The organism is Sphingomonas sp. GW822-FHT03G08, from assembly GCF_058801135.1.
In genome coordinates, this window is record NZ_JBXAMZ010000002.1 from 425,165 (window position 1) to 450,213 (window position 25,049).

The window sequence follows — 25,049 nt, forward strand, 5'->3', positions numbered from 1 at the left end:
CGCAAGATTTATGCTCAGGGTCGCAGGAAGGCTGCGAGATCCTTGCCGAAACGCAGCGTCTCGCGCGGATCCTCATACATCATGTGCCCGCCGGCATAGCAGCGCAGGGTGAACCGGGCGGAGACGGCCCGGGGCAGTTCCGCCGCCACCGCTTCGTTGCCGGCGCAGCTGTTCAGCGAGTCATACAGGCCGGTCGCCACCCAGGCGCGCAGGCGCGGGGCCTTCTCCATCGCGCGCAGCGTCCAGGGCTGGGAAGGACTGGGCGGCCCTTCGCCGGCACGGGCGCGGGCGAGCGAGTCCGGAGTGATCGGCGCCTGGTCATATTGCCACTGGCTGCCGGCATCGCTTTCCGGCGCATCGATCCCGGCATAGCTGCCGGTGCGATAGTTCAGCGCGGTGCGATAATAGTCGAGCACGGTCCGGCCATCGGCGCTCTCGTCCTCGGGCGCTCCGGTCTTGCGCATGTCGAACAGGCCCAGCGTGTCGCCCGCGATCAGCCCGGTGCGGAAGGCGCGCGGCGAGACCCACAGAGTCTTGGCGTCGATCGTCGCGGGATCGAGCCCCTGGAAGCGGGCAAGCGCGGCGATCACTCGGGCGCGGTCCTCGGCGGAGAGTGCATCGGGCGCCGCCAGGGCAGGGGCATAGACCTTCTCGGCCCAGCGTCGCGCCTCGGCCAGCGCGCGCGGCTGGTCGGCCTGCAGCTCGGGCGCGAGCTTGCCCAGCGCATGCGCGGTGGCGGTGCGGTTGACCAGCGACAGCGCGCGCAGCCGGTTGCGGTCGGGCAGGTCGCCCAGCGGGATGCCGCCGGAGATCAGCGCGATGCCGGCCACCGGCACCTTGGCGTCGATCAGCCGCTCGGCCACCCCGGCGGCGCGCCACGTCCCGAAGCTCTCGCCGGCGAGGTAGAGCGCCGAACCGGTGCGGCGATAGGCGGTACGGAAATCGGTGACGAAGCCGGCGACCGAGGCGATATCGGCATTGGTGCCGTAGAAGTCGGCGGCATGGGCGGGATCGTCGGCCTTGCTGAACCCGGTGCCCACCGGGTCGACGAACACGAGATCGCTCACCCCGAGCGGGCTCGCTTCATTGTCCACCAGCTTGCCCTGCTTGAGGATGCGCGGGCCGACCGCGTGGAACTGGAGCGTGCGCGAATCCGCGCCGGGGCCGCCATTCCACACAAAGGCGAGCGGGCGCGGCTTGCCGCCGGGCACCAGATAGGCGGTGTAGAAGATCCGCCCGCGCACTTCGCCGCGCAGGTTGCGCACCGGCAGCGTGCCGGCACAGGCGATATAGCGCAGCGTCTTGCCACCGATCCGGGCGCTGTGCTGCGTCTCTACCGCGTCGCCGGTGCAGGTCTTCGCGCTGGCGGCGATCGGCATCAGCGCGCCACCGGCCAGCAGCATCGCGCAAGTCAGTGCTCGAACCTTCATCGGCTTTACTCCCTTTGCCGAACCCCCGGCATCCCTCTCTTCCTCCGTCATCCCCGCGAAGGCGGGGATCCATAGTCGCTGAACGCAGTGAGGCACATCGCAGCCAGCCAGAATGGATCTCCGCCTTCGCGAGGATGACGAAGAGAGGTTCGATCCATCCTATCCGGGCTCGTGGGGAATTTTTATGCGCAACATGGCGAGTTTGCGGGGAGGCACGGGATCGGCTTCGCTGTGATAGCCCGTGAAAATCGGCAAAAACTATTCGCGCAACCGGCGCTAAGCTGATCGGCAATTCGAACAGGGGAAGGCGGGGCATGCGATCGGGCGTCACACGGCGCGAAATCCTGGCAGGGGCGGGCGCCGCGCCGCTGGTCGTGCAGGCTGCCTCCGCTGCAGGGGCCTCCACGCCGCTGCCCGACAAGGCGAGCTTTGCGCCGATGCCCGGGCCCTATCTGGATTCGGGGACGATGCACCCGATCCCGCTCGGCGCCCGCGACGCGGTGCGCGCCTATCTCGATCAGCGCGCCACCACCGATGGCCATTATCCCACCGATGCGGTCGAAACCCGGGTCAAGGCGAGCTTCGCCAAACTCATCAACGCCGCGCCCGAGGAGATCGCCTTCGTCCAGAGCACCACGGCGGGCGAGCAGCTCGTCATCGACGCGCTCGATTTCCCGCGCGCCGGCGGGCGGATCGTCACCGACACGCTGCACTTCTTCGGTTCCTTCTACCTCTATCAGGAGCTGGCGAAGCAGGGCGTCGATGTCGCCTGGGTGAAGCCCATCGACAATCGCATCTCGGTCGAGGCAATGGAAAAGGCGATCACCCCGGGCACGCGGCTGGTCGCGCTGTCGCTGGTGTCGACGTACAATGGCTTCGAGCATGACCTGAAGCGCGTGTGCGAGATCGCCCATGCCCGCGGCGCGCTCGTCTATGCCGACATCATCCACGCCGCCGGCACGATCCCGATCGACGTGCGCGCCACCAATGTCGATTTCGCCGCGACCGCCAGCTACAAATGGCTGATGGGCGATTTCGGGCTGGGCTTCCTCTATGCCCGCGCCGACCTGCACGACCGGCTCAAGCGCACCCGCTATGGCTATTACCAGCTCGCGAAGTTCGCGCCGCACGTCTATCCCTTCGATCCGCCGGGCGAGACGATCGCCGATGTCGCGCCCCGTCCGGACATGGAGGGGCTGTTCGCCGGCGGCACCCATTCGCACACCGTGGTCGCGCAGCTCGACTGGTCGCTCGACTATATCCTCAAGCTCGGCGTCGATCGCATCGTCGCGCATCGCCAGCCGCTGATGGCGCGGCTGCGCAAGGGGCTCGCCGAGCGCGGCTATACGATCGTCACCCCGGCCGGCAGCCGCACCCCGCTGCTCACCTGCGCGCTGGAGGGCGCCTATGCGAAGCTCTCCGATCCGCTGAAGGCGGCAAAGGTGCAGATCACTCTGTCGCGCAACCGTTTCCGTGTCTGTCCGTCCGTCTTCAACGACCTGGACGATATCGAGCGCCTGCTCGCCGCGCTTCCCCGCATTTCCTGAAAGGCCCCCTGATGCGCCGTGCTTTGTCTGTCGCCCTGCTGCTCGCTGCCGTCAGCCCCGTTGCCGTTCATGCGCAGGACGGCAATGCGCCGATGCCGCCGGCCTTCATGCGCGCGATGGAGCCGATGGTCCCGCGCGATGCCGCCAGCGACCGGGTGGTGACGACGCAGCATGCCGCGATGATCGGCGGCAAGAAGCTCGCCTATCGCGCCGTCGTCACCGAGCTGCCGATGCCGGGGGCGGACGGCACGCCGGTCGCGGTGGCGGTCAGCTATGGCTATCTCGCGGATGTGAAGGGCGATGCGACGAAGCGGCCGGTGCTGTTCGTGTTCAACGGCGGCCCGGGCGCCTCGTCCTCGCCGCTGCACATGCAGGCGCTCGGCCCGCGCCGGATCGTGGGCAAGGGCGATGCGGCGCATCTCGAGGACAATCGCTTCAGCCTGCTCGACGCCGCCGACCTGGTGTTCATCGATCCGGTGGGGACGGGCGCGAGCATGCCGCTCAAGGACAAGGATGCTTCGGGCTATTGGGGCGTCGGCGGCGATGCGCGTGGGGTGGCGCTGATGATCGAGCGCTGGCTGGCGGCGAACGGGCGCACGGGTTCGCCGGTGGTGCTGGTCGGTGAAAGCTATGGAACCTCGCGGGCGCTTGCGGTGTTGAACGAGACCAGCAAGGCGAAGAAGGCGCTGCCTGATGGTGTCGCGTTGCTCTCGCTGGCGATCGGCGACAGCGACGGGCCGGTGATTTCGGACGTGGTCAAGCTGCCGACCCTGGCTGCGGTGGCCTGGTATCACCAGGCGATCGATCGCGGCGGGCGCAGCGTCGAGCAGTTTTATGCGGAGGCTCTGGCCTTCGCGCAGGGCGATTATGCACTGGCCCTCCTCAAGGGTTCGAATCTCTCCCCTGAGGCCCGCCGGCAAGTCGCAACGCGAATGGCAGCCCTCACCGGCCTGCCGGTTTCGCTCCTCGAAGAGAAGAACCTGCGGCTCGACAATTACGACTTCATGCTGAACCTGCTGGCCGCCAAGGGCCTCCGCACCGGCCAGCTAGACGGCCGAGCAACCCGGGCGATCGCCGAATCCAAGCTCCGCCCCCCCTTCGACGATCCCTCGATGACGCTCGGCGCCAGCTCGGCGCAGCTGATCGAGACCTATCTCAAGACTGAGCTCGCCTATGCGCTGCCCAGCCCCTATCGCAGCCTCAATCTGGGCATCAACTTCAAGTGGAACTGGGACAAGGAATATGGCGGCAGCTACCGCTCCATGTCCTTCGCGCAATATCTGAAGGCGGCGATGGACGCCAAGCCGAGCCTGCGCGGTTTCACCGGCGGTGGCTATTACGACATCACTACGCCGGTCTATGCCGGGCAGTTCGCGCTCGAGCAGGCGGGTGTGTCGATGGACCGCGTCGCGGCGCATCACTATGCCGCCGGGCATTCGGTGTTCGAGGACGAGGAAGGGCTGGCGGCGCTCAGTGCGGACCTGCACGCCTTTGTCGCGCAGGTCGTTGCCGCCAAGCCGTAGTCACCGGGCGGGGAAGTTCGCCTTCCAGCGTTCGTCCAGTTTCGCCGCCGCGCTCTTGCCCTTCGCGGTGGCGATGAAGGAAATGCCGCGCAGCGTGACGCTGTGGCCGCCGAGCAGCTTGCCCGAGATCGTGTAGCCGACATCGTAGAGCGCGCTGTCCGAATGCGGCTCGCCATTCACCAGGAACTGGGTGGTGACCAGCACCGGCAGGCGCTCGTCGCCGCGACTGTTGTCGGGCAGCCTGGCCGCGTTGCGCGCCTTTTTCAGCGCCTCGTCGAACCATTTCACGTCGATCCGCGGCTCGCCGGTGGTCTCCACCGCGGCGATGCCCAGCGGCGAGGGGAAGGCGATCTTCTGGCTCTGGACGGTCTGGTCGGCCGAAGACGGCTTGAGCACCAGCACCCGCTCGCCGGAATCGGCCGCGACCAGCACCAGCGTGCCGGCGCGGGCGGAGGCACGCTCGGCACTCGCACTCTCCGCAGCCTTGCTGTCGCTGCGCTCGCTCCAGTTGTTCCAGAGGGTCAGCGCGGAGATGATGACGGCAACCACCGCCAGCACTTCGCCCAAGGTTATCCAGCGGCGACGGATCGCGGCGGCCTCGGCCGCGCGTTCCTCACTCTTCTGATCCACGGGCGCTTCGGGTTCGGGGGAATCGGTACTCACGCCGGTGGTTCGATCATCCCGCGCCCGGGGCGTCAAGCCAGCTCGATCAGAACAGGAACTCGTCCGCCACGTCATGCGACGGGCCGCTGCCCGCTGCCTTGGGCGCCGCCGCCGGACGGGTGATCTTTGGCGCGTCCACGAACGGCTTCACCCCGAAGGCCGGATAGATTTCCGAGGGGAAATAGATCGTCCCGCCCTTCACCACCATCGCGATGCGGTGCAGCTCGCGCAGATCCTTCGTAGGATCACCGGGCAGCAGCAGTAAGTCGGCGCGCTTGCCACGCGCGATCGAGCCCAGCTCCTGGTCGCGGCCCATATAGACTTCGGGCGTCAGCGTGCCGAGGCGCAGCACCTCGGGGATCGGGATGCCCGCCTCGCCATAGATTTCCAGCTCGCGGTGCACCGACAGCCCGGTCTGGTCGTCGGTTCCGGGCAGGAGCGTGATGCCGCGATCGTGGAGCAGCTTGAGCAGCTGCTTCACCTTGACCATCGCGCCGTCATAGGCGGCGGCATCCTCCGGCCCGGCGATCGGCGCGATCGCCTGGCGGCGGCGGCGCTGCAGGCCGATCGGCAGGTGATCGATATAGCTGGCGACCGAGGGGCTGGGCGCGCCATTGCGGCTGAGCATCAGCAGCTCGAGCGTCACCGCGGTCGGATCATGCGCGACATGACCGGCGACCATCGCGTCCACCGTCTTGCTCACCTTTGCCGAAGCGAGATCGAGCCCGGCCGTGCGCCGCATCGCGGTCAGGCGCAGCGGGGTGCGGGTATCCTCCTTGGGATCGAGCACCCAGCCGAGCATCAGCTGGTTGATATGGGTGACTTCGTTATAGCCCGCCGCGATCATCGCATCGGCATTGGTGAAGGCCGGGATGTGCCCGGTCACGCCCATGCCGAGCCGGTGCGCCTCTTTGGCGATGGCGGGCACCCAGGCCGGGTTCATGCTGTTGTAGATCTTTACCTGCCAATAGCCGCGCGCGGCATACCAGCGGACGGCGTCGATCGCCGCGCTCTCGCTGTCGGCAACCACGCCCAGCCGCGCCGAATAGGGGCTGCGGCCCTCCAGGAAGCCATTGGGCACGATCCGCGGCCCGGCGACTTCGCCCGCATCGATCTGGCGGATCAGCTGGGGCAGGAAGACATTGTCATTGCCCATGTCGCGCACCGAGGTGACGCCGGCGGCGATATAGAGCATCGCCGATTCCAGCCCGATATGCGCATGCATGTCGTGCAGGCCGGGCAGCAACGTGCCGCCATTGCCCTCGATCGTCGCCTCGCCGGGCGAGGCGGGGGCGTCGAACGGCTGGATGCCGGTGATCCGTCCCTCGGCGAACAGCACCGAGACCGGATCGCCGAGCTTGCCCGAGGCCGGATCGAAGACGCGGACGTTGCGGATGCGCACCGGCGCGTCGATCCTGTGGGCGAAGCGCTGCTGGAGCGCGGCATAGCGCTTCGCGGTCAGCGCGGTCGCCAGCTTTGCCAGCGCCGGCACCTCCGCCTCATGGCCCTCGCGCACCACCGCGCCGCCGGTGTCGAGCACCGCGAACAGCCGTTGCTGGCCGTCGAGCAGGATCATCTCGGGCGAGAGGTCGATGCCGCTGATCGCATAGGCCTGATAGGTCGCGGTGCCGATCTTCGCCGGCCCCAGCTTCTCGATGCGCAGCTGCCCTCCGGGCATTGCCGGCAGCGTGCCGTCCGCGCGCTTGAGCAGGGCACGGGCATAAAGGCCGAGCGCCCAGGGGCTGGCATTCTGCCCGATATACAGGCCGGCGCCAGTGACGGGGGCGGTGCGCTCGCCCATCGAGTCAGTCCAGCGCGCGGTGCCGCCCTCGCGGGTGAAGCTCTCATGGACATCGCCGCCAAAGGTCGATTTGCCGTCCAGTGCCCAGCGCACCGGTAGGCCGTCGGTACCCAGCGCGATCGTCTCCGACATGGTCGGGCCGCGGCCATTGTTCTTTACGTCATATTTGATCGTGACGTTGCTGCCCTGCTGGTCCGCATCGACGAAGCCGACCTTCTCGCCATTGGCGATCACGCTCAGCCGCTCATGCTGGGCAAGCGCGGGTGTGACGGTGAAGAGGGTGGAGGCGAGAAGAGCGGCACGCAAAAGGGTGGGCGACATCAGCTGAGCGAGCTCCGGTAGAGATGGGCGGCAACGGCCAGGTCCTGCACGGCATGGCCCAACGACTTGTAGAGGGTGATCTCATCGGCGCTTCGGCGGCCGGGGACGCGGCCGAGCAGGACTTCGCCTATCTCCGCGACGATATGGTCGTCCGTCACCACGCCGGCCTGCTTCGCCACCAGGAACTCGGCGGCGGCGTCCAGCGCGGAGGCGCGGCTGTCAGCGATATAGCGGCTCATGGCGACCAGCGCATTGTCGGCCTCGACCGGACCCGGGCCGCTCGATCCGACCAGGTTGACGTGCGTGCCGGGGCGCAGCCAGGCGCCGAGGATCACCGGCTCGGCCGAGGTGGTGAGCGTGCAGATCACGTCGGCCCGGCTGGTGGCGGCTTCGAGGTCGGAGACCGCTTCGGCGCCGATCGCGGCGAACTCGGCGGCGAGGCTCACCGCCTTGTCGAACGAGCGACCCCAAATATGCACGCGGTCGAAGGCGCGGACCAGCGGTAGCGCGCGCAGATGGGTGCGCGCCTGGCCGCCGGTGCCGACGATCAGCAGCGTGCGGGCATCGGCGCGAGCGAGTGCATCGGTGGCGACCGCGGTGGCCGCCGCGGTGCGGATATGGGTGATCTCCTCGGCATCGGCGATCGCGACCGGCTCGCCTTCGTCCGGCTCGAACAGCAGCACGACACCGCGATGCCGGCGGAGGCCCGGCGAACTGGGATCGGCGAAGACGCTTATCATCTTTGCGCCGAACATCTCGCGCTCGCCGAGCGCTCCGGGCATTTGGGCAAAGGTGCGACCCGAGCCCAGGGGGATCATCGTGCGGAGGAGCTGGCGGGTGGTGCCCGCGGACAGCGCCTCCATCGCGTCGCGGACGACGCGGATGCAGTCGGGATAGCTCAGGTGATCGCGCACATACTGGCCGTCGAAAATCGCCAGCTGCTCGCGCTTCATGCCTCGTCCTCCCGTCGAACCTTGCAGGCAGGATAAGTCGGCGACCCCGCAAACGCTTGCCTGTCATCGCACTGTAATTTAGCGTTCGCGAGAATATGATCCAATTTTCGCCGGGGAGGCGCATAAATATGGCGGACAATCTCGACCGGATGGACATCAAGATCCTGGAGCGGCTGCAGATCGACGCCTCCGAGTCCTCCAGCGAGATCGCCGAGCGGGTGGGGCTGTCGCAATCGCCCTGCTGGCGCCGGATCCAGCGGCTGCGCGAGGAAGGCTATATCAAGGCGCAGGTCGCGATCCTCGATCGCGAGAAGTTCGGCGAGAGCATGTACATCTTCGCCCAGCTCAAGATGGGCCGGCTGAGCGACGAGGGCCGCGAGCGCTTCATGCGCGCGGTGGAGGAAATCCCCGAGATCACCGAGGCCTATACGCTGTTCGGTGAGATGGACGTGATGCTGAAGGTGCTGGCGCCGAGCATGGCCTGGTATCAGAATTTCACCTTCCGCACGCTTCTGCGCCTGCCCGGCGTCGAGGATATCCGATCGGTGGCGACGTTATCCGAGATGAAGTGCAGCCACCGCTTACCGCTGCCGTCGCGCTGACAGGGCGAAGCCGGCACCGACCAGCAGGAAGCCGGCGAGTTCGACCGCGCCGATGCTCTCGTGCAGGAAGATACCGGCGAAGATCGTGCCGAACACCGGCATCAGATAGAAGAACAGCCCTGCCCGCGCCGATCCGACCAGCGCCACCCCGCGGTTGAACAGGAAGAAGGCGAGGATCGACGGCCCGAGTGCGAGGTAGAGCAGTGCGGCGAACCCGCTCGCGTCCTTGAGCGGTAGCGGCGTCCCTATCGCAAGCTGGAAGGGCAGCATCAGCAGCGCGGCGCCTGCAAAGGTCAGGAACAGGAAGCTCGCCGGATGCACGCGCGGGCGCTTGCGCAGCAGCGTGGCGTAGAGCGACTGGGAGAGCATCGCCGCGCAGGCGAGCAGGGTACCCATGTTGAGGCTGCCCGAGGTGCCCGGCTTGCCGAGGATGACGCAGAGCACTCCGGCCAGCGCGAAGGCCATGGCACCCAGCTGGCGTGCCGCAGGGCGCTCGCCGAAGAACAGAAAGCCCAGGCCGATGATCGCGATCGGGATCGCCGATTGCACCAGCAGCGCCGGTGTCGCCCCGGTCACCCGCACCGCGTAATAGGCGAGGGTGTTGCTGCCGGCGAGGCCGAGCCCGGCGAGAAGCAGCAGCACCGGCCAGCCCCGGCGGATCAGCGGCCAGTCGCGCGCCAGATAGGGGAAGGCGAAGGGCAGGGTGAAGGGCACCGCCAGTGTCCAGCGCCAGAAGGAGATGCTCACCGGTGCCATGCCGTGCGGTATCGCCCGGCCGAGCACGAAGTTGCTTGCCCAGAGCGATGCCGCCAGCGTGAGCAGGAGATAGGGGCTGTTCCACAGCGACCAGCGTGCGTTGGACGATCGCGTCCCGGCGCGCGTGGTCAGGTTCGCTCCGGTCATGCCACGCCCGCGCGGTCCAATGCGCGAAGCGCGTCGCAAAAGCGGGCGATGGTGGGCAGGGTGAAGCCAGCGATGTTGATCCGGCCGGAACCCGCCAGGTAGATCGCATGCTCGTCGCGCAGCCAGTCGATCTGGGTGCGGCTGAGCGGCAGCGTGGCGAACATGCCCTTGCCACGGGCGATCTGGGTCAGGTCGACCTTGCCGATCCGTCCTTCGGATGCCAGCGCCCGGCGCAGCCCGGCAAGCCGCTCGCGCACCATATCCAGCTCCTCGCGCCAGATCCGGGTGAGTTCGGCATCCTCCAGGATCACGCGGACGACGGCAGCGCCGTGATCGGGCGGCATCGACCAGTTGGCGCGGGCGAGCGCGAGGAGGTTGGAATGGGCGATCGCGCCCTGCTCTGCATCGGGTGCGGTCACCCACAGCGCGCCGACGCGCTCGCGATAGAGGCCGAAATTCTTGTCGCAGGAATAAGCGAGCAGGCCGAACGGTGCTGCTGCCAGCAATATGCGGGTGCCGAGCGAGTCTTCGCAGAAACCCTCGCCCAATCCCTGATAGGCGAGGTCAACCAGCGGCAACAGGCCGCGGCGCACCACCACCTCTGTGATCGCCTGCCAGCCGAGCGGGCCGGGATCGATCCCCATCGGGTTGTGGCAGCAGCCGTGCAGCAGCACCGCGTCGCCAGGTGTCGCGCCATCCAGCTCCTCAAGGAAATAGGCGAGGTCGAGATGCTGCGCGGCGATGCTGAAGCACTCGATGAAGCGCGGCTCGATCCCGGTTGCGAGGAATACCGGGGCGTGGTTCGCCCAGCTCGGCGCGGCGACCCAGATGCGGCGCACCCCGGCCTTGGCGAGCAGTTCGGCGGCGAGGCGCAGCGCGCCCGTGCCCCCCGGCGTCTGCAGCCCATGGCGCCGCTCGACGGGCACGGCATTGCCCAGCACCTTGTCCGCCAGCCGCTCGACGAAGCCGATATCGCCTTCGGGGCCCAGATAGGACTTGCTCTGCTGCTCGCGCAGCAGCTTCTCCTCGGCCAGTTTCACCGCGCGCATCACCGGCGTGTTGCCGTCCTCATCGCGGAATACCCCGACGCCCAGGTCGATCTTTTCGGTGCGGGTATCGCGGCGAAAGGCGCCGATGATCTTCAGCAGCGGATCGGCGGGCTGGAGCGCAAGCGTATCGAACGACATGGTGAGACCCCTTTTGTTTATTGCGCTGCAAAATACGGGGGTGGCGCGCCAAAGTGCGTGCGAAATGGTCGGCCTTTTCGTGGATATTGCATCATCGATGTATGGATGTGGCAGTTCGCGCAAATTTGATGCAGGATCGCGGAATGGCGCGCGAACTCGACAGCTTCGATCTCCGTATCCTCGAGCAATGGCAGGTACAGGGCGACATTGGTCCGGTAGAGATGAGCGAGCGTGTGCACCTCTCCGCCTCGCAATGCTCGCGCCGGATGCATCAGCTGCGCGAGGCCGGTTATCTGGCGCGGGTGGCGGGCGTGCTGGATGCGGAAAAGCTGGGGATCGGCGTGAGCGCCTATGTGTTGCTGAGCCTGCGTTCGCACGAGCCCGGGTGGCTGGAGACCTTCCACCAGCGCATTACCGCCATGGATGAAGTGCTCGAATGCCAGGCGCTGACCGGGGAGGCGGACATCATCCTCAAGGTGGCCACGCGGGACCTGGCGAGCTTCAACAGCTTCCTGGTCAGCGAGCTGCTGGTCGCTCCCGAAGTGGCGACGGCGCGCTCCAGCATCGTGCTGGAAAACCTCAAGAGCAGCACGGCGCTGCCGGTCCGGTTCGCGCGGCAATCGGTCGGGCAGGCCCCCGACCACGCATAAATCATGTGCGGGGGCGGCTCTGCGGCGGGAGATCGCAGAAATTTTCGCGGCTCCAGCCGATAGGATCGGGGCAGCGGAGGAGAATTCATGACCAAGATTGCCCGAAACACTGTCCTGGCAATGGCCATTGCACTGGTGCCGGTTTCGGCGAGCAGTGGGGGGGGCGCCGAGCCCGTGCCCGAACTGGCGATCACCATCGCGCCCTCCGCGCCCGACGCCGCGCACAACATCCCCTATGTCGATGTGACGGTGGTTACACAGGGCGTGCACCGCAAGGCCGGGGAAGACCTGTTCAAGCTTGCGCTGGTAGCCAACACCGTGGTCACCAGCGGCAAGGACGTGCAGGGCCTGGCGATCACCGACGCCGCCGGCACGATCGCCGCCACGGTCAAGGATGTCGAGGAAGACGGCTCGAACCGCACCCGTATCTGGCAGGCGCCCCGCGCGATCGATGGTGCCGTGACTATCCGCTACCGCGTGCCGATCGATGCCGCCGCGCCGCCGCTCGCGCTGCCGCAATATGAGATGCGCACCGAGCTGGACGGCTTCTCCGCCGCCGCCAATGCGTTCGTGATCCTCCCCGCCGACGAGACCGCCCGCCGCGCGAAGATCCACTGGGACTTCGCCGCTTATGGCCCGGGCGGCATCGGTGTCTCCAGCTTCGGCGTCGGCGACGTTACCAGCAGCGAGCCGCTGCCCGCATCGCGCCTGTCCTCGGTCTATTACCTGGCGGGCAAGCCCGGCGTGTTCCAGGCCGGTGGCGACGGCTTCTTCGCCGCCTGGCAGGGCACGCCGCCTTTCGCGATGGACCCGCTGATGCACTGGGCGGGCGACCTTCATCGCTTCTACGGCAAGTTCTTCGGGTACATGCCGCCCAGCTTCGGCGTGTTCGGGCGCACCAATGTCCGCAACCCGGGCAGCGGCATCGGCCTGACCGACAGCTTCGCCTTCACCTTCAACCACACGTCGAAGCCCGACGACCTCAAGTCGCTGCTCGCGCACGAGATGCTGCACAGCTGGGTGCGCTCGCTAGATGAATCGATGGACTCAGCGGGTGGGCTCGACCGGTCCTGGTTCGGCGAAGGGCTGGCCGTGCATTACCAGCGCATGCTGCCCTATCGCGCCGGGATGATAACCGCCGACGAATTCCTGGCCGACCTCAACGAGACCGCCGCGCGCTATTACACCAACATCAAGATCAACGTGCCGAACTCTGAGATCCCGGGCGGTTTCTGGAAGGACACCCGCATCCGCGTGCTGCCCTATGACCGCGGCTCGCTCTATTTCGCCGCGCTTGACGCCGCGGTGCGCAAGGCTTCGGCCGGCAAGCGCAGCCTCGATGACATGGTGCGGACGATGCTGGCGGCGCGCCAGGCCGGCAAGCCGATGAACGAGGCGCTGTGGCGTTCGCTGCTCAGGCAGCAGCTTGGCGCCAGGGGCGTCGCCGATCTCGACGCGATGCTCGCCGGCGGCACGGTCACCCCGCCGTCCGATGCCTTTGGCCCCGGCTTCCGCCGCGTCTCGCGCCCGCTGCGCCGGTTCGATCTCGGCTTTGATCCCGCCTCGCTGACCGTTCGCCCCAAGCTGGTGAAGGGTCTGATCGCGGGCTCGGAAGCCGAGAAGGCCGGCCTGCGCAATGGCGACGAGATCCTCAACACCTTCTCGCAGGACGGCCTGCAGGGCGACCAGACCCTGATGCTCACGCTCGAAGTGAAGCGCGGCGCCGAGACGCTGTCGATCCGCTACCTGCCGCGCGGCGAAACCGTCGCCGCCTGGCAATGGGAGCGCGTCGCCGGCAAGTGAGGCAGGCTATTCCCAGCCCCCGCCGAGGCTGAGGAAGATCGCCAGCTGGTCGTCGAGCAGCTGCGCCCGGGCCGCTGCGCTGGTCACCTCGGCGCCGGCATAGCTGCGCTGCGCGTCGAGCAGCGACAGGAAGTCGCCCCGGCCGAAGCGGAACAGCTTGCCCGCCTGCGCCGCCGATTGCGCCGCGCTGCCGCTCGCCCGGGCAAGGGCATCGGCCCGTTGCGCGTCGCGGCGATAGGTCTCTAGCGCGGTCTCAGTCTGGCGCAGCGCCTCGAGCACGCTGCCGTCGAACCCGGCGAGATCGGCCCGCACCTGCGCATCGGCTTGGGCGATCCGTGCCTTTACCACCGGCCGGTTGGGGAAGGACCAGCTGAGCAGCGGTCCCAGGCTGAACCCGAAGGACGTGCCACCGCCGATATCCTTGAGCGGACCGGACAGGCCGAGCGACCCGCCGATGCTGATCTGCGGATAAAGCGCTGCGGTGGCGACGCCCAGCCGCGCGGTGTCGCCGGCGATCTTCCGCTCGGCCTGGCGGATATCGGGCCGGCGGCGGATCAGCGCGGCGCCGTCGCCGGTCGGCAGCGGGCTGCGCAGGCTCGGCAACACCGAGCAATCGGCGACTTCGCGCGGATAGTCCGCAGGCGGCTTCCCGAGCAGCGTGGCGAGCAGATAGAGCGCGGACTGGCGCTGGCCTTCGAAGGCGGGCAGCGCCGCTTCGCTGGTCTCGACCGCAACCTGGGCGCGGCTGACGTCGAATGCGGTACCGCGCCCGCCGCGGAACAGGCGCTTCGTCGCGGTCAGCGTGTCGCGCTGGAGGGCGACAACCTTGCGGTTGACCCCGAGCAGGTAATTGGCGGCGCAGACCTTGCCATAGGCGCGGGCGGTGGCGGCGGCGACGCTGACGCGGACATAGTCACGCGCGGCGGTCACCGCCTCGACATCGGCCTGGCTCGCCTCGATCGCGCGGCGCAGCCGGCCGTTGAGGTCGATCGGGTAGGAGGCGCTGATCCCGAAATTATAGGCGACGTTGCCCGGCAGGTCGGTGCCGGTCCCCGACGGGCGGGCGAGCGTGGTGCCGCCGCTGATCCCGGTGGTGACGTCGCGCCCGGCATCGGCTTCGCGCAGCACCGCCTCGGCGCGCACCAGATTGGCCTGGGCAACGCGCAGGTCGGTATTGGCGGACAGCGCCTGCTCGATCAGCCCATCGAGCCGCGGGTCCTGGTAGAGCCGCCACCAGTGATCGGGCAGCGACGTGCTGCCGTCGATCCCCGGGCCGGTGGCCGAGAGAAATGGACCGGTGGCACCCGGCGCGGTTGCGGCCGAAGTCTCGGGCGGATGATAGTCCGGCCCGGCGGTGGCGCAGCCGGCCAGTGCCAGCGCGACCAGCGATATGGCGAAGGGCTTACGCATGGTGGCAGGCCACCGGCTGCTTGGCGTTGGGGTCGGCCGGCTGGACGGTAACTGTGGCGGTACGCCCGGCGATCAGCCGCATGTCGGCCGGTACCTTGTCGAGCCGCACGCGCACCGGGATGCGCTGGGCGAGGCGGACCCAGGAGAAGGTCGGCTGGACGGTCGGCAGCAGGTTGCCGCTGTCGCTGCGGGTGGAATCATTGATGCCATAGGCGATGCTGTCGACATGGCCGGTCAGGTCGCTGCTCTCGCCCATCAGCCGGACATGGACCGGCGCACCGATGCACACGAGCGGCAGCTTGGTCTCCTCAAAATAGCCCTCGATCCGCAAGCTGTCGCGGTCGATCAGCGCCATCGCCTGCTTGCCCGCGCCCAGATAGTCGCCCGGATGCAGGTCGAGATTGGTGACGACGCCATTGACCGAGGCGTGGACGCGGGTACGCTTGAGGTCGAGCGCGGCGGCATCGCGCGCGCCGATCGCCTGGGCCAGCGCGGCCTCGGCGGTGGCGACGGCGGCGAGGTTCTGCTCATGCGCTTCGGCCGCGACCAGGTCGCCCAGTGCCAGGTCGCGCTGCGCGGTGCGGCGTGCCTGGCCGAGAGTCGCCCGAGCGCTCGCCACCCGGGCATTGGCCTGTTGCAGGGCCAGGGCATAGCGCGGCGTGTCGATCACGAAGAGCAGGTCGCCGGCCTTGACCGGCTGGTTGTCATGGACCGCCACCGACGTGACCAGCCCGCCGATATCGGGCGTCACCCGCACCACATCGGCGCGCACCCGCCCGTCGCGCGTCCAGGGGCTGCGCTCGTAATGGTTCCACATCCACACCGCCACGGCGATCGCGGCAAGGACGATGACGAGGGTGGCGGCGCTGCGCGCCAGCGGGAGGGCGAGACGTTTCATAGACGCAATCCAAAGAACGGGACGAGGAAGGCGAGCAGGCCGAGGCTCAGCACGAACAGGCTGAGGTCGACCGCCGCGCGATAGGCGACGAAGCGGTAGAGGCCGAAGGCGCCGATCAGCCGGGTGAGCACGAAGCTCAGCGCCAATGCGCCGAGCGCGAGAACGAACAGCGTCGGCAGATAGACGCCGTCCAGCGAGACTTCGCCGATCATGCGGCCCTCCGATAACTGGCTGCTTCAGGGAAAAGGTTGCGGCGCAGGCTCACCAGCCCGAGCGTGCCTTCGCGGCGGAAGGCGGGCTGGGGATATTCGGTGGTCGCCGCGATCGCGCCGTCGATGCGGTCGAGCAGCGCGGGATCGGATGGGAGCGGCATGTCGGGATCGAGGCTGCGATAATAATCGGCCACGCCCGAGAGCACCTCGGTCAGCGCATCGCCCTGCCCGGGCGGCAGGTCCAGCCGCAGCTGGCGCAGCTCGCCGATTGCCACGCCGGTGCGCAGGTCGCGCAACGCGTCGTAGAGCGGGCGGCCGCTGTCCTCGCCGATCGCAGCCAGGCGCGGGGCGAGCAGGCCGATCCGGTCGAGCATCCGGTTGATCCAGCCGCGCACGTCCGGCGCGCGCATCAGGTTGGCACGCTGGGCGATGTCGGCCCAGCCGGCGCGGATCGTCCGTCGGATCGCGTGATGCGCGCCGGCGGCCTGCATCAGCGCGGTCATCACGATTGCGAACCAGGTGCCGACCAGCTGGGCGATCGAGCCATTGGCATAGCTGGCGAAGTCGCTGCTGTAGGTCGCGGCGAGCAGCGCCGGGCTGCCCATGCCCATCATCGCCGGCAGCGCGATGCCGCCATAGCGCGGGGATGACATCAGTGCGCCGCCGACCAGCAGCACCGGTGCGAGGGCCAGGGCGAGCATCCAGAAACCGTCGAGCATCGGCAGGATTGCGAAGCCGTAGATCGCGCCAAGCACGGTCGCGATCAGCGTGCCGATCATGAAGCCCTTGAGCGGCGCCAGCGCATTGTCGAAGGCGGAGAACAGCGCGAGGAACACGCCCGCGAGCATCACCGCGGTCGATCCGTCCGCCCAGCCGCTGCCGATCCACAGCGCGCAGCCCAGGACGATCGTGATGAACGCCCCGAACGCGCCGCGCGCCGCGCCGGCATAGTCGCGGTGCAGCTCGCGATTGCGACGTCCGCCGAGCAGTTCGGCGACACGCGGCGTCACCGGCTGGCGGCGATGGGTGATGAGCTGGTCGCGCAGGTCGCGGCAGTCGCGATGCACCGCGACCAGCGCGCCGAGCCGGGCGAGCAGGCTCAGCCGCAGCATCTCGGTCCAGTTCGTTTCGGGGCCTGCCGCCGGCTCCAACGCCGAGCAGCGCGCGATCAGTGCCTCGGCGCTGGCATGGCGTTCGGCAGGATCGGCCTCAGGCGCGGCGAGCCAGACGCGGCAATCGTCGATCAGCGTGGTGACTTCCGGCGAGACGATGCCGCCCGCGCTCTGGAACGTCTCGAGCCGGTCCTGCACGGCGGCGCCGAGCGGGAGCAGCATCGAGAGCTGGTCCTGCAGCGCGCGCACGGTGCGGACGCGCGGGGCGAGGCGCGAGGGATCGAAGGGCAAATGGATCGAGAGCTGGTGCAGCTCGGTTACGTCGAGCGCTAGGCGGCGGCGCTCGGCTTCGAGTTCGGGAACCGGCTCGGTGGCGATCGCATCGCGCGACCAGCGCTCGGCATCGCCCAGGATCGCATCGACGCGCGACAGCAGCAGCCGGGTGATCGATCCGGGCATCACGACGCCGTGGACCAGACTGCTGCACAGGATGCCGATGCCGATCTCCTGCACGCGCAGGATCGCGACGGTGAAGATGTCTCCGGGCGCGTCCACGCTCGGCAGTGCGATGATGCAGGCGCTGTAGCCGGCGAGCACGAACATATAGGCGCGCGGCGTGCGGTCGAGCAGCGACACGAACACGCAAATCGCCAGCCAGCTCGCGATCGCAAGCGTGAGCAGTTCCGGCGCGTTGACCAGGGGCGGGACCATCGCGACGGCCGCGACGCCGCCGACAAAGGTGCCGATCAGCCGGAACAGCGCCTTGGAGATAACCGCGCCGGCGAGCGGCTGTGCGACGATGAACGATGTCAGGAAGGCCCAGTAAGGACGCTCAAGTCCGATGCTCAGCGATATGTACAGCGCGAGCATCGCCGCGACGTAGCATTTGACCGCGAACAGCGCGGTCGGAAGCCCGAACTTCTGCCCCATGGTTCAGCCTCGCCGCTCCGCGATCCGGGCGTTGAGCAGCTCGAGGAGATGCAGCATCGTCGCGATCTCCTCCTCGGGCACGCCGTCGAACAGCTCGCGACGCAGCTGGGCGAAGCGGGCCTCGATCTTGTCGACCAGCGCGGCTCCCGCCTCGGTCAGCACCAACCGGTTCGACCGCTTGTCGTCGGGATTGGGCACGCGCTCGACCAGCGCCGCCTGTTCGAGTTGGTTGAGCACCGAGACGGTGGAGGGGCCGGTGATCCCGATCTCCTGCGCCAGGTCGGTCTGCCGCGCCTCCGGTCCGAGCCGGTGGAGATGGATCAGGCACCAGCCCATCGAATTGGAAACGCGGAGTTCGGCGAGCGCGGCATCGGCGAGCTGGCGCCAGCCACGACTCACCTGCGGCATGGTGCGCGCAACATCGCGTCGAAGATTGGCTCGAGTCATTTTAGATAGATAGCTATCTAATAAAATGAACTCAAGAGGCGCGAAAGGGTGCGCATTCAGACTTTGTTATGGGGAGGGCTGGCGCGGTCGATCTGCCGCAGGCCGGGCCCGATCTAGTCGAGCACAACCTTGTCGGCGTGGCGCGGTTCGAAGCCGCGGGCGCGGCGCTCATATTCCTGCGCCATGCCCATATGCGCGCGGAAGCTCGCCATGCCCTTGGCACGCAGCGCAGCGTCGCGTTCCTCGTCGGCACGCTGTGCGAAATAGGCGCTGTCGGTCATTTCCGCTCCGTCATTCATCCATTTCGGAAATATTCAATCATGAAGCGGACCGCATTCCGTACAAACGCGTAGGGTCGGTCGAGCCGTGCCGATCCTGCGCCGGGGCGGTAAACGGCAAACGGCCGGCCGGATAAACCGGGCCGGCCGCCGAGGATTGCCTGAAACGGCGCTTAGCGCAGCTTGTGCCCTTCCGCGTCCCACACCTCGACCGTGCCGAGCTTGAGCGCGCGGACCTTCTCCTCGATCTTCGAAAGATCGCCGACGATGACCCAGGTCATCGCATCCGGATGGAGCAGCTGCGCGGTATTGGTGATCGTGTCGGTGCGTAGCGCCGCATATTGCGCGGGCAGGGTCGTGATCCAGTCATAGGACCGGCCGAAGCGGTTCACATATTGGAGATAGCCGACCATCGCATTGTTGGTCTCGAACCGGCCGGGCAGGCCAAGCACTTCGCCCTTGGTGAGCAGGTCGAGTTCGGCCTGGGTGGCGGGCTTGTCCTTGCGAATCGCGCGGAGTTCCTTGTCGATCTCGCCCAGCGCTTCCGAAGTCTTGTCGGTCTGCACGCTGGTCGCCACGCCGAACACCTGCGGTCCGCGCGCCTCGGCGACATAGGAGCTGGCGCCATAGGTCCAGCCCTTGTCCTCGCGCAGGTTCATGTTGAGCCGCGCGGTGAAGTTGCCGCCGAGCACGTCGTTCATCGCGCCGATCTCGAACCCGCGCGGATCGTCGCCCTTCGGCATGATCTGGCCGACCCGGATCACCGACTGGATCGCACCCGGCTTGTCGACGAGCACGATCCGCGGGGCGGTGATATCCGCGACGGGCGCGATGGTCTTCTCGCCCTTGGAAGTGGCTGGAGCCTTCCAGTCGCCGAACGCCTTTTCGAGCGCGGCGGTCAGCGTGGCGAGATCGGTGCCGCCGGCGGCATAGATCACTGCGTTGTCGGGCCGCAGCCAGGCGTCATGGAAAGCGACCAGGTCCTGCCGGGTGATCGACTTGAGCGTGTCCGCGCGGCCAGCGAGCGGTACGCCATATGCGTGGTTGGCGCCGTAGATCAGGTTGGTGAAGGTCCGCTGGGCGATCTCGTCCGGCGAGGCGAGCGACTGAGCCAGGCCCGAGAGGTGGAGCTGGCGGTCGCGTTCCAGATCGGCGACCCGGAAGCCCGGGTTGCGGATATAGTCGGCCCAGAGCGCTACCGTTTCGGGTAGCGAGCGCGTCATCGACGAGACCATGAAGTCAGTCGTGTCGACACTCGACGTGGCATAGAGGCGGGCGCCGAGCAGCGCCTGACGCTCGGCGAACTGGGTGCCGCTGAGCGTGGTGGTGCCTTCGTCCATCATGCCCAGGGTGAAGCCGCCGATACCGTGCTTGAGCTTCTGCTCGGCAGCCTGACCGGCATCGAACACCATGGTCATGTCGACGGTCGGCGTGCCCGGGCGTTCGGCCAGCACCACGCGGATGCCGTTGCTGAGCTTCGCCTCGCGCAGCTCCGGAAGCTTGAGCGCGGGGGAGGGGCCGAGCGGCGGCAGCTTGGTGCGATCTGCGCCATCGGCGATGACCTTGGGGTTCCCGAAGGGCAAGACAGTGAGCTTGTAGTTGGGCTTGCCGAGCCAGCTGGCGGCGGCGCCGCGGACCTGCGCCGCAGTCAGCGCCTGGAAGCGTTTGTCTTCCACGGCGTAGTTGCCGGGGTTGCCCGCGAAGATCGTGCCGTCGGAAAGCGCCATCGCCTTGACGTAGATCGACTCCATCGCACGGGCATTGTCGGCATAGGCGCTGGCCTTGACCCGGGCGAGTTCGGCCGGGGTCGGGCCCTTGGCGAGGAACTCGTCGAGCACCTGCTTCACCGCCGCTTCGGCCACCGCGCGATCGACGCCCGGCTTCAGCCGCAGATCGACCGAGAAGATGCCGGCGATGGCATAGCCCGCATATTGGGCCGAGGCATAGGTGGCGAGCTGCTTCTCCTGGACCAGCACCTGGTAGAGGCGCGAGGTCTTGCCACGGCCGAGCGCCTGGGCGACGAGCTGGAGCGCCGAGGCCTCGGGCGTGCCGCGGCCGGGCACCGCCCAGTTCCAGGCGATCGCGGTCTGCGGCACCGCGTCCTGCATCACTTCGCCCTTGTCGCGTTCCAGCGTCGGCACCCAGGCGGTGGTGCGGCTGACCGGCTGGCCCGCTGGGACGCTGCCGAAATACTTCGTGACCAGCGTCTTGGCCTGTTCGAGCGTGACGTCGCCCGACAGGGTGACCACGGCGTTGGTCGCGCCATAATATTGGGCGAACCAGCCCTTCACATCGTCGAGCGAGGCGGCGCTCAGGTCCTCCATCGAGCCGATGGTCGGGTGGTGATAGGGATGGCCGACCGGGAACAGCGCCGCCGCCTCGCGCTGGTCCATCAGCGCATAGGGGGTGTTCTCGCGGGTGCGCTTCTCGTTCTGGACGACCTTGCGCTGCTCATCGAGCTTGGCCTGGCTGATCGCGCCGGCGAGATAGCCCATGCGATCCGATTCCAGCCAGAGCACGCGCTCGAGCCCGCCGGTCGGGACGATCTCGTAATAGTAGGTCTGGTCGAGCGAGGTGGCGCCGTTGACCCCCGACACGCCGATCTCCTGGAGTGGCGGCATGTACTCCTTGTCGTGATGTTCGGAGCCGTTGAACATCAGGTGCTCGAACAGGTGTGCGAAGCCGGACTTGCCGTCGGGCTCGTTCATCGATCCGACGTGATACCAGACCGCGACCGCCACCTTGGGCGTCTTGTGGTCCTCGTGCACCACGACGCGCAGGCCGTTGGGAAGCGTGAACTGCTGGTACGGAACAAGCTCCTGCGCACTGGCGGGCAGTGCGGCGGCGATGGCGAAGCTCGCCGCGGCTAGGAGCAACCTGGTGGCCTTCATGGGAATATCCTCAAGCAAAAAAGAGCCGGCTCCCTGCGCACAGGGGAGCCGGCAGGTGCGTGCAGTGCCTCAGAAGATCGCGGCGGCGCCGATCTTGAACTTGCGCCCACCGAGGTAGGTCGCGCGGGTGTAGTAGCCGGCGATCAGCTGCTGGACGTCGGGTGTCTCGGTGCCCTTGAGCAGGTCCGAGCCCTCGACATAGATCCGGTATTTCCGGCCGCGATCGATGTAGTATTCGCCGCGCAGGTCGAGCGTCTGGACGTCCTGGTTGTAGACAGACAGCCCGCGCGGGTAGAAATTGTCGAGCGTCTTCGACTGGAAGCTATAGGCCAGCGTGCCGTCGAAGCCGTATTTCTGGTAGGTCAGCGCGAGCGTGCCGCTGTGCTTGGGCTGCTGGTTGAACGGCAGACCCGAGAATTGATAGATATTGCTCTGCCCGGCCGGGGCATAGGCCCAGCTATACTGCTGGTAGCGGCTGCTCTTGGTGTAGGTGTAGTTGGCGATCACGCCCAGCCCGGCGAGAGCGCCCGGCAGGAAGTCGAACTGCCGCTCGAACCGGCCTTCCACGCCCCAGATGGTGGCGGGATGCTGGCTGTTGATCGGCGAGCCGCCGTTGATGAAATAATTCTCCGGGTGCGCCGGATCGAAATAGGGCGCGCCCTGGAAATAGGGGCTGTTGGGTAGCGTGATGTTTGCCAGGTTTGCCGGGCCGTTGGTCTGGTTGGCCTGGAGCAGGTTGTTGATCCGCTTGTAGAAGCCGCTCAGCTTGATGATGCCGATCTTGTGGTAATATTCGGCGCTCAGGTCGAAGTTATGCGTGGTCGCCTGCTTCAGGTTCGGGTTGCCCGAATTGATCTGCAGGATAGGCTTCACGCCGTCCGGGCCCGGGATCGGGATGTTGATGAAGCTGATCCGGGTCTGCTGCGACAGGTCGTTGATCTGCGGCCGCGCGACCGACAGGAAATAGCCGCCGCGGAAGATCAGGTTGTCGCTCTGCCGGAAGTTGAACAGCACGCGCGGCAGGAAATCCTCGGACTCGGCGGTCTCGGTCACCAGCTTGCTGAACTGGTTCTGGAAGAGGATGTCGCTACCGAATCCCCCGCCGTTCGCCGGCAGGATCGGGCCGATATAGGTCGGGAACACCAGGTTCGAGGCCGACAGCTCGGTGCGGTTGTAGCGCACGCCGCCGATGATCTCGAGCTTGCCGAATTGGAGCCGGCTCTGGACATAGGCCGCGTAATTGTCCTCGCGCGTCTTCTGCTTGTCCTGGCCGATGGCCGGCGCGATCGGTGAGAGCACGACCTGCGGATAATTGCCGAGATTGTCGAGGAAGCGGATCACCGTCCCCTCGCTCATCGCGGTGAAGTTGGCGCCGGTAACCCCCACCCGGGTGAGGTCGGTCGGCGAGAAGGGCAGGCCGAGCGACGCGATCGAGGCGTTGCCGGCGAACTGGGTGCGGGTCAGGTCATGCTTGAACTCGGCCCGCTCGAAGCGCCCGCCGACCTGGACGTATTTCAGGAAGCCCCAGTCCATGTCCCAGCGCAGGCTGGCCTCGCCGGTATAGCGGTTGTTGCTGCCGGTGGTCTTGTCGATGCCGCCGGTGCCGTTGGTGATAGTATAGCGCGAGGAATCGTTGATCAGCGCCCAGCCGGCGGTGCTGAGCAGCGGGATCGGGATCGCATCGCCGCTGCGCCGGGCGAACGGGGTGATGATGTAGCCGAGCGTGGAGTCGGTCGCGCCGGGCTGGAAGTATGCCGCGGTCGCATCGATGCCGCTCACCCGCATGTCCAGCGTGGTGTTGCGGTCATGCTTCTCGCTGCCATGGGCATAGCCGGCGAGATAGGTGAAGGTCAGCTTGCCTGCGGTGCTCTTGCCGGAAAAGCTGTACGTATCGGTGATCGTCTTGGCATCGGGATCATAGCTGTACGCCTGCTCCCGCCCCAGCGCGGCATTGCCGGGCGTCAGGTCGAGGTGCAGCGCCGAGATCGCCTGGCCGCCGGGCACGTCCGAATATTTGCTGGTCGCGGTGAAGATGTCGGTCATCGCGTAATAGGTGCGGTTGACCTCCGCATGCTGGAAATCGAACTTCCAGTTGCTGTGGTTGCCGATGTTCCACTCGGCCGAGACCGTCGCCGCCAGGGTCGATTGCTTCACATGGTTGAAGCTGGTCTCGAGCTGGGTGATGTAGGCGCCGTCATCCCCGGGCACGAAGGGAAACATCGTGTTCGGGTTCACCGCGTCCCCCGCGGTCAGCGTCGGCGTGCCGTTGGCGGCATTAGGCAGGAACGCGCCGAACTTGGTCACCGTGTTGTACGACACGTTGCGTACCGAGTTGCGGCGATACTGGACCGACGCGCTCAGGCCGAAATTGTCCTGCGCGCCGAAGCGGCCGGCAACGGTGCCGGAGACCAGGAAATCCTTGCTGAAATCCTTGCCGCTCAGGCCGCCTTCCACCTGGAGATTGGCATAGCGGTGGGGCCGGTTGAGCGGCGACAGCGTCTCGATCTCGATCAGGCCGCCGGTGCCGGCGCTGTCTTGGCTGGGGAGCAGGCTCTTGCTGATCGTGATCTTGCCTACCGAGTCCGCAAGCAGGTTGCTCAGGTCCGCCGAGCGGCCGGTGCCGTTGCCAACGGGCAGTTGCAGGCCGTTGAGCTTGACGTTGTTCATATCCGGATCGAGGCCGCGGACGATGACGTTGGTGCCGTCGCCGGTCACGCTGTCGCGCTGGAACGATACGCCGGCGGTGCGGCGCAGCGCGTCGGAAAAGGTGGTGCCGGTGAAATTGCCCAGGTCGTCGGCCGAGACGACTTCGGTGTTGTTCTCGGCCGCGCGCTGCAGGTTGAGCGCGTTGGCGCGGGCGCTGCGGGTGCCGTAGACGACGATCGGTACGCCTTCCTCAACCCCTTCGTTCATCGCCAGGTCGATGGTCGAGGCGTTTCCCGATCCCACCACGATCGGCTGGGTGCGGGTGCCGAAGCCGAGAAACGAGATCTCCAGCGTGTACTGGCCGGGCGCGACGTCGGGAAAGCTGAAGTCGCCATTCTTGTCGGCGGTGGTGCTGTCGCCGGTCTCGGCGATGCGGACCAGCGCGCCGGCAAGCGCGCGGCCTCCCTGCTCGCGGGTCAGGTGCCCGGTGATCGCACCCTTCTCGCCGCTGGTGCGGTTCTGCCCGGCGGGCGCGGAAACGATGTACGAACCGCCTTGGGTCGCGTTGAGAGAGAGCCCCGATCCCTGCAGCAGCGCCTGGAATGCGCCCTGCGCCGTATACTCGCCGTGCAGCGCCGGCGCGGTCCGCCCCCGGATTACCGCGCTGTCGAAGATGATGTTCGTCGAAGTGCGCGTCGCCACCGAGCGGAGCGCGGCCTCAAGCGGCTGCGCCGCCATGTCGAAGCTGTAGCGCGTCTGCGCCTGGGCAACCGGGATGACGAAGAGGCAGCAACTTGCGGCGAGCGTGGACAGCGTGAGCTTGGACGGCATGATTTTCCCCC

General features: G+C 67.4%; 19 protein-coding genes. 5 read left to right on the top strand and 14 right to left on the bottom strand.

What is annotated here, in order from left to right; translation table 11 throughout:
* Positions 1–14: 14 nt before the first annotated feature.
* Positions 15–1,430: a S10 family serine carboxypeptidase-like protein gene (locus tag AC1RJ5_RS19440; protein ID WP_493115186.1), complete on the bottom strand. Its 1,416-nt coding sequence runs from the start codon at positions 1,428–1,430 to the stop codon at positions 15–17.
* Positions 1,431–1,744: 314 nt separating this feature from the next.
* Between AC1RJ5_RS19440 and AC1RJ5_RS19445 the strand changes: the two genes are divergently transcribed.
* Both AC1RJ5_RS19445 and AC1RJ5_RS19450 read left to right on the top strand, forming a co-directional pair.
* Positions 1,745–2,977: an aminotransferase class V-fold PLP-dependent enzyme gene (locus AC1RJ5_RS19445; RefSeq protein ID WP_269576298.1), complete on the top strand. Its 1,233-nt coding sequence runs from the start codon at positions 1,745–1,747 to the stop codon at positions 2,975–2,977.
* Positions 2,978–2,988: 11 nt separating this feature from the next.
* A complete protein-coding gene (locus tag AC1RJ5_RS19450; RefSeq protein WP_269576297.1) occupies positions 2,989–4,500 on the top strand; it encodes a S10 family serine carboxypeptidase-like protein in 1,512 nt (503 codons plus the stop codon).
* On the opposite strand, the gene AC1RJ5_RS19455 is transcribed toward AC1RJ5_RS19450, so the two are convergent.
* From AC1RJ5_RS19455 to AC1RJ5_RS19465, 3 genes are read right to left on the bottom strand one after another with little or no spacing between them, the layout of a single operon-like run.
* Complete coding sequence (locus tag AC1RJ5_RS19455; RefSeq protein ID WP_493115188.1) at positions 4,501–5,163, bottom strand: hypothetical protein; 663 nt, start codon at positions 5,161–5,163, stop codon at positions 4,501–4,503.
* 46 nt (positions 5,164–5,209) lie between these two features.
* A complete protein-coding gene (locus AC1RJ5_RS19460; RefSeq protein ID WP_493115190.1) occupies positions 5,210–7,285 on the bottom strand; it encodes an amidohydrolase family protein in 2,076 nt (691 codons plus the stop codon).
* On the bottom strand, positions 7,285–8,238 hold the full coding sequence (locus tag AC1RJ5_RS19465) for an ornithine cyclodeaminase family protein (RefSeq protein WP_269576294.1): 954 nt from the start codon (positions 8,236–8,238) through the stop codon (positions 7,285–7,287). The genes AC1RJ5_RS19460 and AC1RJ5_RS19465 overlap by 1 nt, the downstream gene beginning before the upstream one ends.
* A gap of 128 nt (positions 8,239–8,366) precedes the next feature.
* Between AC1RJ5_RS19465 and AC1RJ5_RS19470 the strand changes: the two genes are divergently transcribed.
* Positions 8,367–8,840: an Lrp/AsnC family transcriptional regulator gene (locus AC1RJ5_RS19470; RefSeq protein ID WP_183998663.1), complete on the top strand. Its 474-nt coding sequence runs from the start codon at positions 8,367–8,369 to the stop codon at positions 8,838–8,840.
* Here AC1RJ5_RS19470 and AC1RJ5_RS19475 read toward each other — a convergent pair.
* Together AC1RJ5_RS19475 and AC1RJ5_RS19480 are read right to left on the bottom strand one after the other, a co-directional pair.
* Positions 8,820–9,743, bottom strand: coding sequence for a DMT family transporter (locus tag AC1RJ5_RS19475; protein WP_493115193.1), 924 nt, complete (start codon positions 9,741–9,743; stop codon positions 8,820–8,822). The genes AC1RJ5_RS19470 and AC1RJ5_RS19475 overlap by 21 nt on opposite strands.
* Positions 9,740–10,930, bottom strand: coding sequence for an aromatic amino acid transaminase (locus tag AC1RJ5_RS19480; protein WP_493115195.1), 1,191 nt, complete (start codon positions 10,928–10,930; stop codon positions 9,740–9,742). The genes AC1RJ5_RS19475 and AC1RJ5_RS19480 overlap by 4 nt, the downstream gene beginning before the upstream one ends.
* Positions 10,931–11,073: 143 nt before the next feature.
* Between AC1RJ5_RS19480 and AC1RJ5_RS19485 the strand changes: the two genes are divergently transcribed.
* Both AC1RJ5_RS19485 and AC1RJ5_RS19490 read left to right on the top strand, forming a co-directional pair.
* Complete coding sequence (locus AC1RJ5_RS19485; RefSeq protein WP_493115197.1) at positions 11,074–11,580, top strand: Lrp/AsnC family transcriptional regulator; 507 nt, start codon at positions 11,074–11,076, stop codon at positions 11,578–11,580.
* A gap of 87 nt (positions 11,581–11,667) precedes the next feature.
* On the top strand, positions 11,668–13,383 hold the full coding sequence (locus AC1RJ5_RS19490) for a M61 family metallopeptidase (protein ID WP_493115199.1): 1,716 nt from the start codon (positions 11,668–11,670) through the stop codon (positions 13,381–13,383).
* A gap of 6 nt (positions 13,384–13,389) precedes the next feature.
* Here AC1RJ5_RS19490 and AC1RJ5_RS19495 read toward each other — a convergent pair whose 3' ends face one another.
* The 8 genes from AC1RJ5_RS19495 to AC1RJ5_RS19530 form a co-directional block, all read right to left on the bottom strand.
* Positions 13,390–14,793 carry an efflux transporter outer membrane subunit gene (locus tag AC1RJ5_RS19495; RefSeq protein ID WP_269576290.1) on the bottom strand — a complete coding sequence of 468 codons (1,404 nt, stop codon included), beginning with the start codon at positions 14,791–14,793 and terminating at the stop codon, positions 13,390–13,392.
* Positions 14,786–15,691 (bottom strand): efflux RND transporter periplasmic adaptor subunit, encoded by a 906-nt coding sequence (locus AC1RJ5_RS19500; RefSeq protein ID WP_342249060.1) that lies wholly within the window; start codon positions 15,689–15,691, stop codon positions 14,786–14,788. Before AC1RJ5_RS19500 ends, AC1RJ5_RS19495 begins: the two co-directional genes overlap by 8 nt.
* Positions 15,688–15,903, bottom strand: a complete 216-nt coding sequence (locus tag AC1RJ5_RS19505; RefSeq protein WP_184168786.1) for a DUF1656 domain-containing protein — start codon at positions 15,901–15,903, stop codon at positions 15,688–15,690. The genes AC1RJ5_RS19500 and AC1RJ5_RS19505 overlap by 4 nt, the downstream gene beginning before the upstream one ends.
* A complete protein-coding gene (locus AC1RJ5_RS19510; RefSeq protein ID WP_493115202.1) occupies positions 15,900–17,945 on the bottom strand; it encodes an FUSC family protein in 2,046 nt (681 codons plus the stop codon). The genes AC1RJ5_RS19505 and AC1RJ5_RS19510 overlap by 4 nt, the downstream gene beginning before the upstream one ends.
* A 3-nt stretch (positions 17,946–17,948) precedes the next feature.
* Positions 17,949–18,392, bottom strand: a complete 444-nt coding sequence (locus AC1RJ5_RS19515) for a MarR family winged helix-turn-helix transcriptional regulator (RefSeq protein ID WP_269576287.1) — start codon at positions 18,390–18,392, stop codon at positions 17,949–17,951.
* A gap of 113 nt (positions 18,393–18,505) precedes the next feature.
* Complete coding sequence (locus AC1RJ5_RS19520; RefSeq protein WP_184168783.1) at positions 18,506–18,673, bottom strand: hypothetical protein; 168 nt, start codon at positions 18,671–18,673, stop codon at positions 18,506–18,508.
* Positions 18,674–18,843: 170 nt separating this feature from the next.
* Positions 18,844–21,561 (bottom strand): M16 family metallopeptidase, encoded by a 2,718-nt coding sequence (locus tag AC1RJ5_RS19525; protein WP_493115205.1) that lies wholly within the window; start codon positions 21,559–21,561, stop codon positions 18,844–18,846.
* Positions 21,562–21,630: 69 nt separating this feature from the next.
* Positions 21,631–25,038: a TonB-dependent receptor gene (locus AC1RJ5_RS19530; RefSeq protein WP_493115207.1), complete on the bottom strand. Its 3,408-nt coding sequence runs from the start codon at positions 25,036–25,038 to the stop codon at positions 21,631–21,633.
* Positions 25,039–25,049 lie beyond the last annotated feature (11 nt).

Excerpts from the sequence above, each read along its gene's own strand:
- AC1RJ5_RS19480 (WP_493115195.1), bottom strand. The coding sequence starts at position 10,930 with ATGTCGTTCGATACGCTTGCGCTCCAGCCCGCCGATCCGCTGCTGAAG.
- AC1RJ5_RS19475 (WP_493115193.1), bottom strand. The coding sequence starts at position 9,743 with ATGACCGGAGCGAACCTGACCACGCGCGCCGGGACGCGATCGTCCAAC.
- AC1RJ5_RS19470 (WP_183998663.1), top strand. The coding sequence starts at position 8,367 with ATGGCGGACAATCTCGACCGGATGGACATCAAGATCCTGGAGCGGCTG.
- AC1RJ5_RS19525 (WP_493115205.1), bottom strand. The coding sequence starts at position 21,561 with ATGAAGGCCACCAGGTTGCTCCTAGCCGCGGCGAGCTTCGCCATCGCC.
- AC1RJ5_RS19495 (WP_269576290.1), bottom strand. The coding sequence starts at position 14,793 with ATGCGTAAGCCCTTCGCCATATCGCTGGTCGCGCTGGCACTGGCCGGC.
- AC1RJ5_RS19530 (WP_493115207.1), bottom strand. The coding sequence starts at position 25,038 with ATGCCGTCCAAGCTCACGCTGTCCACGCTCGCCGCAAGTTGCTGCCTC.
- AC1RJ5_RS19490 (WP_493115199.1), top strand. The coding sequence starts at position 11,668 with ATGACCAAGATTGCCCGAAACACTGTCCTGGCAATGGCCATTGCACTG.
- AC1RJ5_RS19440 (WP_493115186.1), bottom strand. The coding sequence starts at position 1,430 with ATGAAGGTTCGAGCACTGACTTGCGCGATGCTGCTGGCCGGTGGCGCG.
- AC1RJ5_RS19515 (WP_269576287.1), bottom strand. The coding sequence starts at position 18,392 with ATGACTCGAGCCAATCTTCGACGCGATGTTGCGCGCACCATGCCGCAG.
- AC1RJ5_RS19460 (WP_493115190.1), bottom strand. The coding sequence starts at position 7,285 with ATGTCGCCCACCCTTTTGCGTGCCGCTCTTCTCGCCTCCACCCTCTTC.
- AC1RJ5_RS19500 (WP_342249060.1), bottom strand. The coding sequence starts at position 15,691 with ATGAAACGTCTCGCCCTCCCGCTGGCGCGCAGCGCCGCCACCCTCGTC.
- AC1RJ5_RS19450 (WP_269576297.1), top strand. The coding sequence starts at position 2,989 with ATGCGCCGTGCTTTGTCTGTCGCCCTGCTGCTCGCTGCCGTCAGCCCC.
- AC1RJ5_RS19485 (WP_493115197.1), top strand. The coding sequence starts at position 11,074 with ATGGCGCGCGAACTCGACAGCTTCGATCTCCGTATCCTCGAGCAATGG.
- AC1RJ5_RS19505 (WP_184168786.1), bottom strand. The coding sequence starts at position 15,903 with ATGATCGGCGAAGTCTCGCTGGACGGCGTCTATCTGCCGACGCTGTTC.
- AC1RJ5_RS19465 (WP_269576294.1), bottom strand. The coding sequence starts at position 8,238 with ATGAAGCGCGAGCAGCTGGCGATTTTCGACGGCCAGTATGTGCGCGAT.
- AC1RJ5_RS19510 (WP_493115202.1), bottom strand. The coding sequence starts at position 17,945 with ATGGGGCAGAAGTTCGGGCTTCCGACCGCGCTGTTCGCGGTCAAATGC.
- AC1RJ5_RS19445 (WP_269576298.1), top strand. The coding sequence starts at position 1,745 with ATGCGATCGGGCGTCACACGGCGCGAAATCCTGGCAGGGGCGGGCGCC.
- AC1RJ5_RS19520 (WP_184168783.1), bottom strand. The coding sequence starts at position 18,673 with ATGACCGACAGCGCCTATTTCGCACAGCGTGCCGACGAGGAACGCGAC.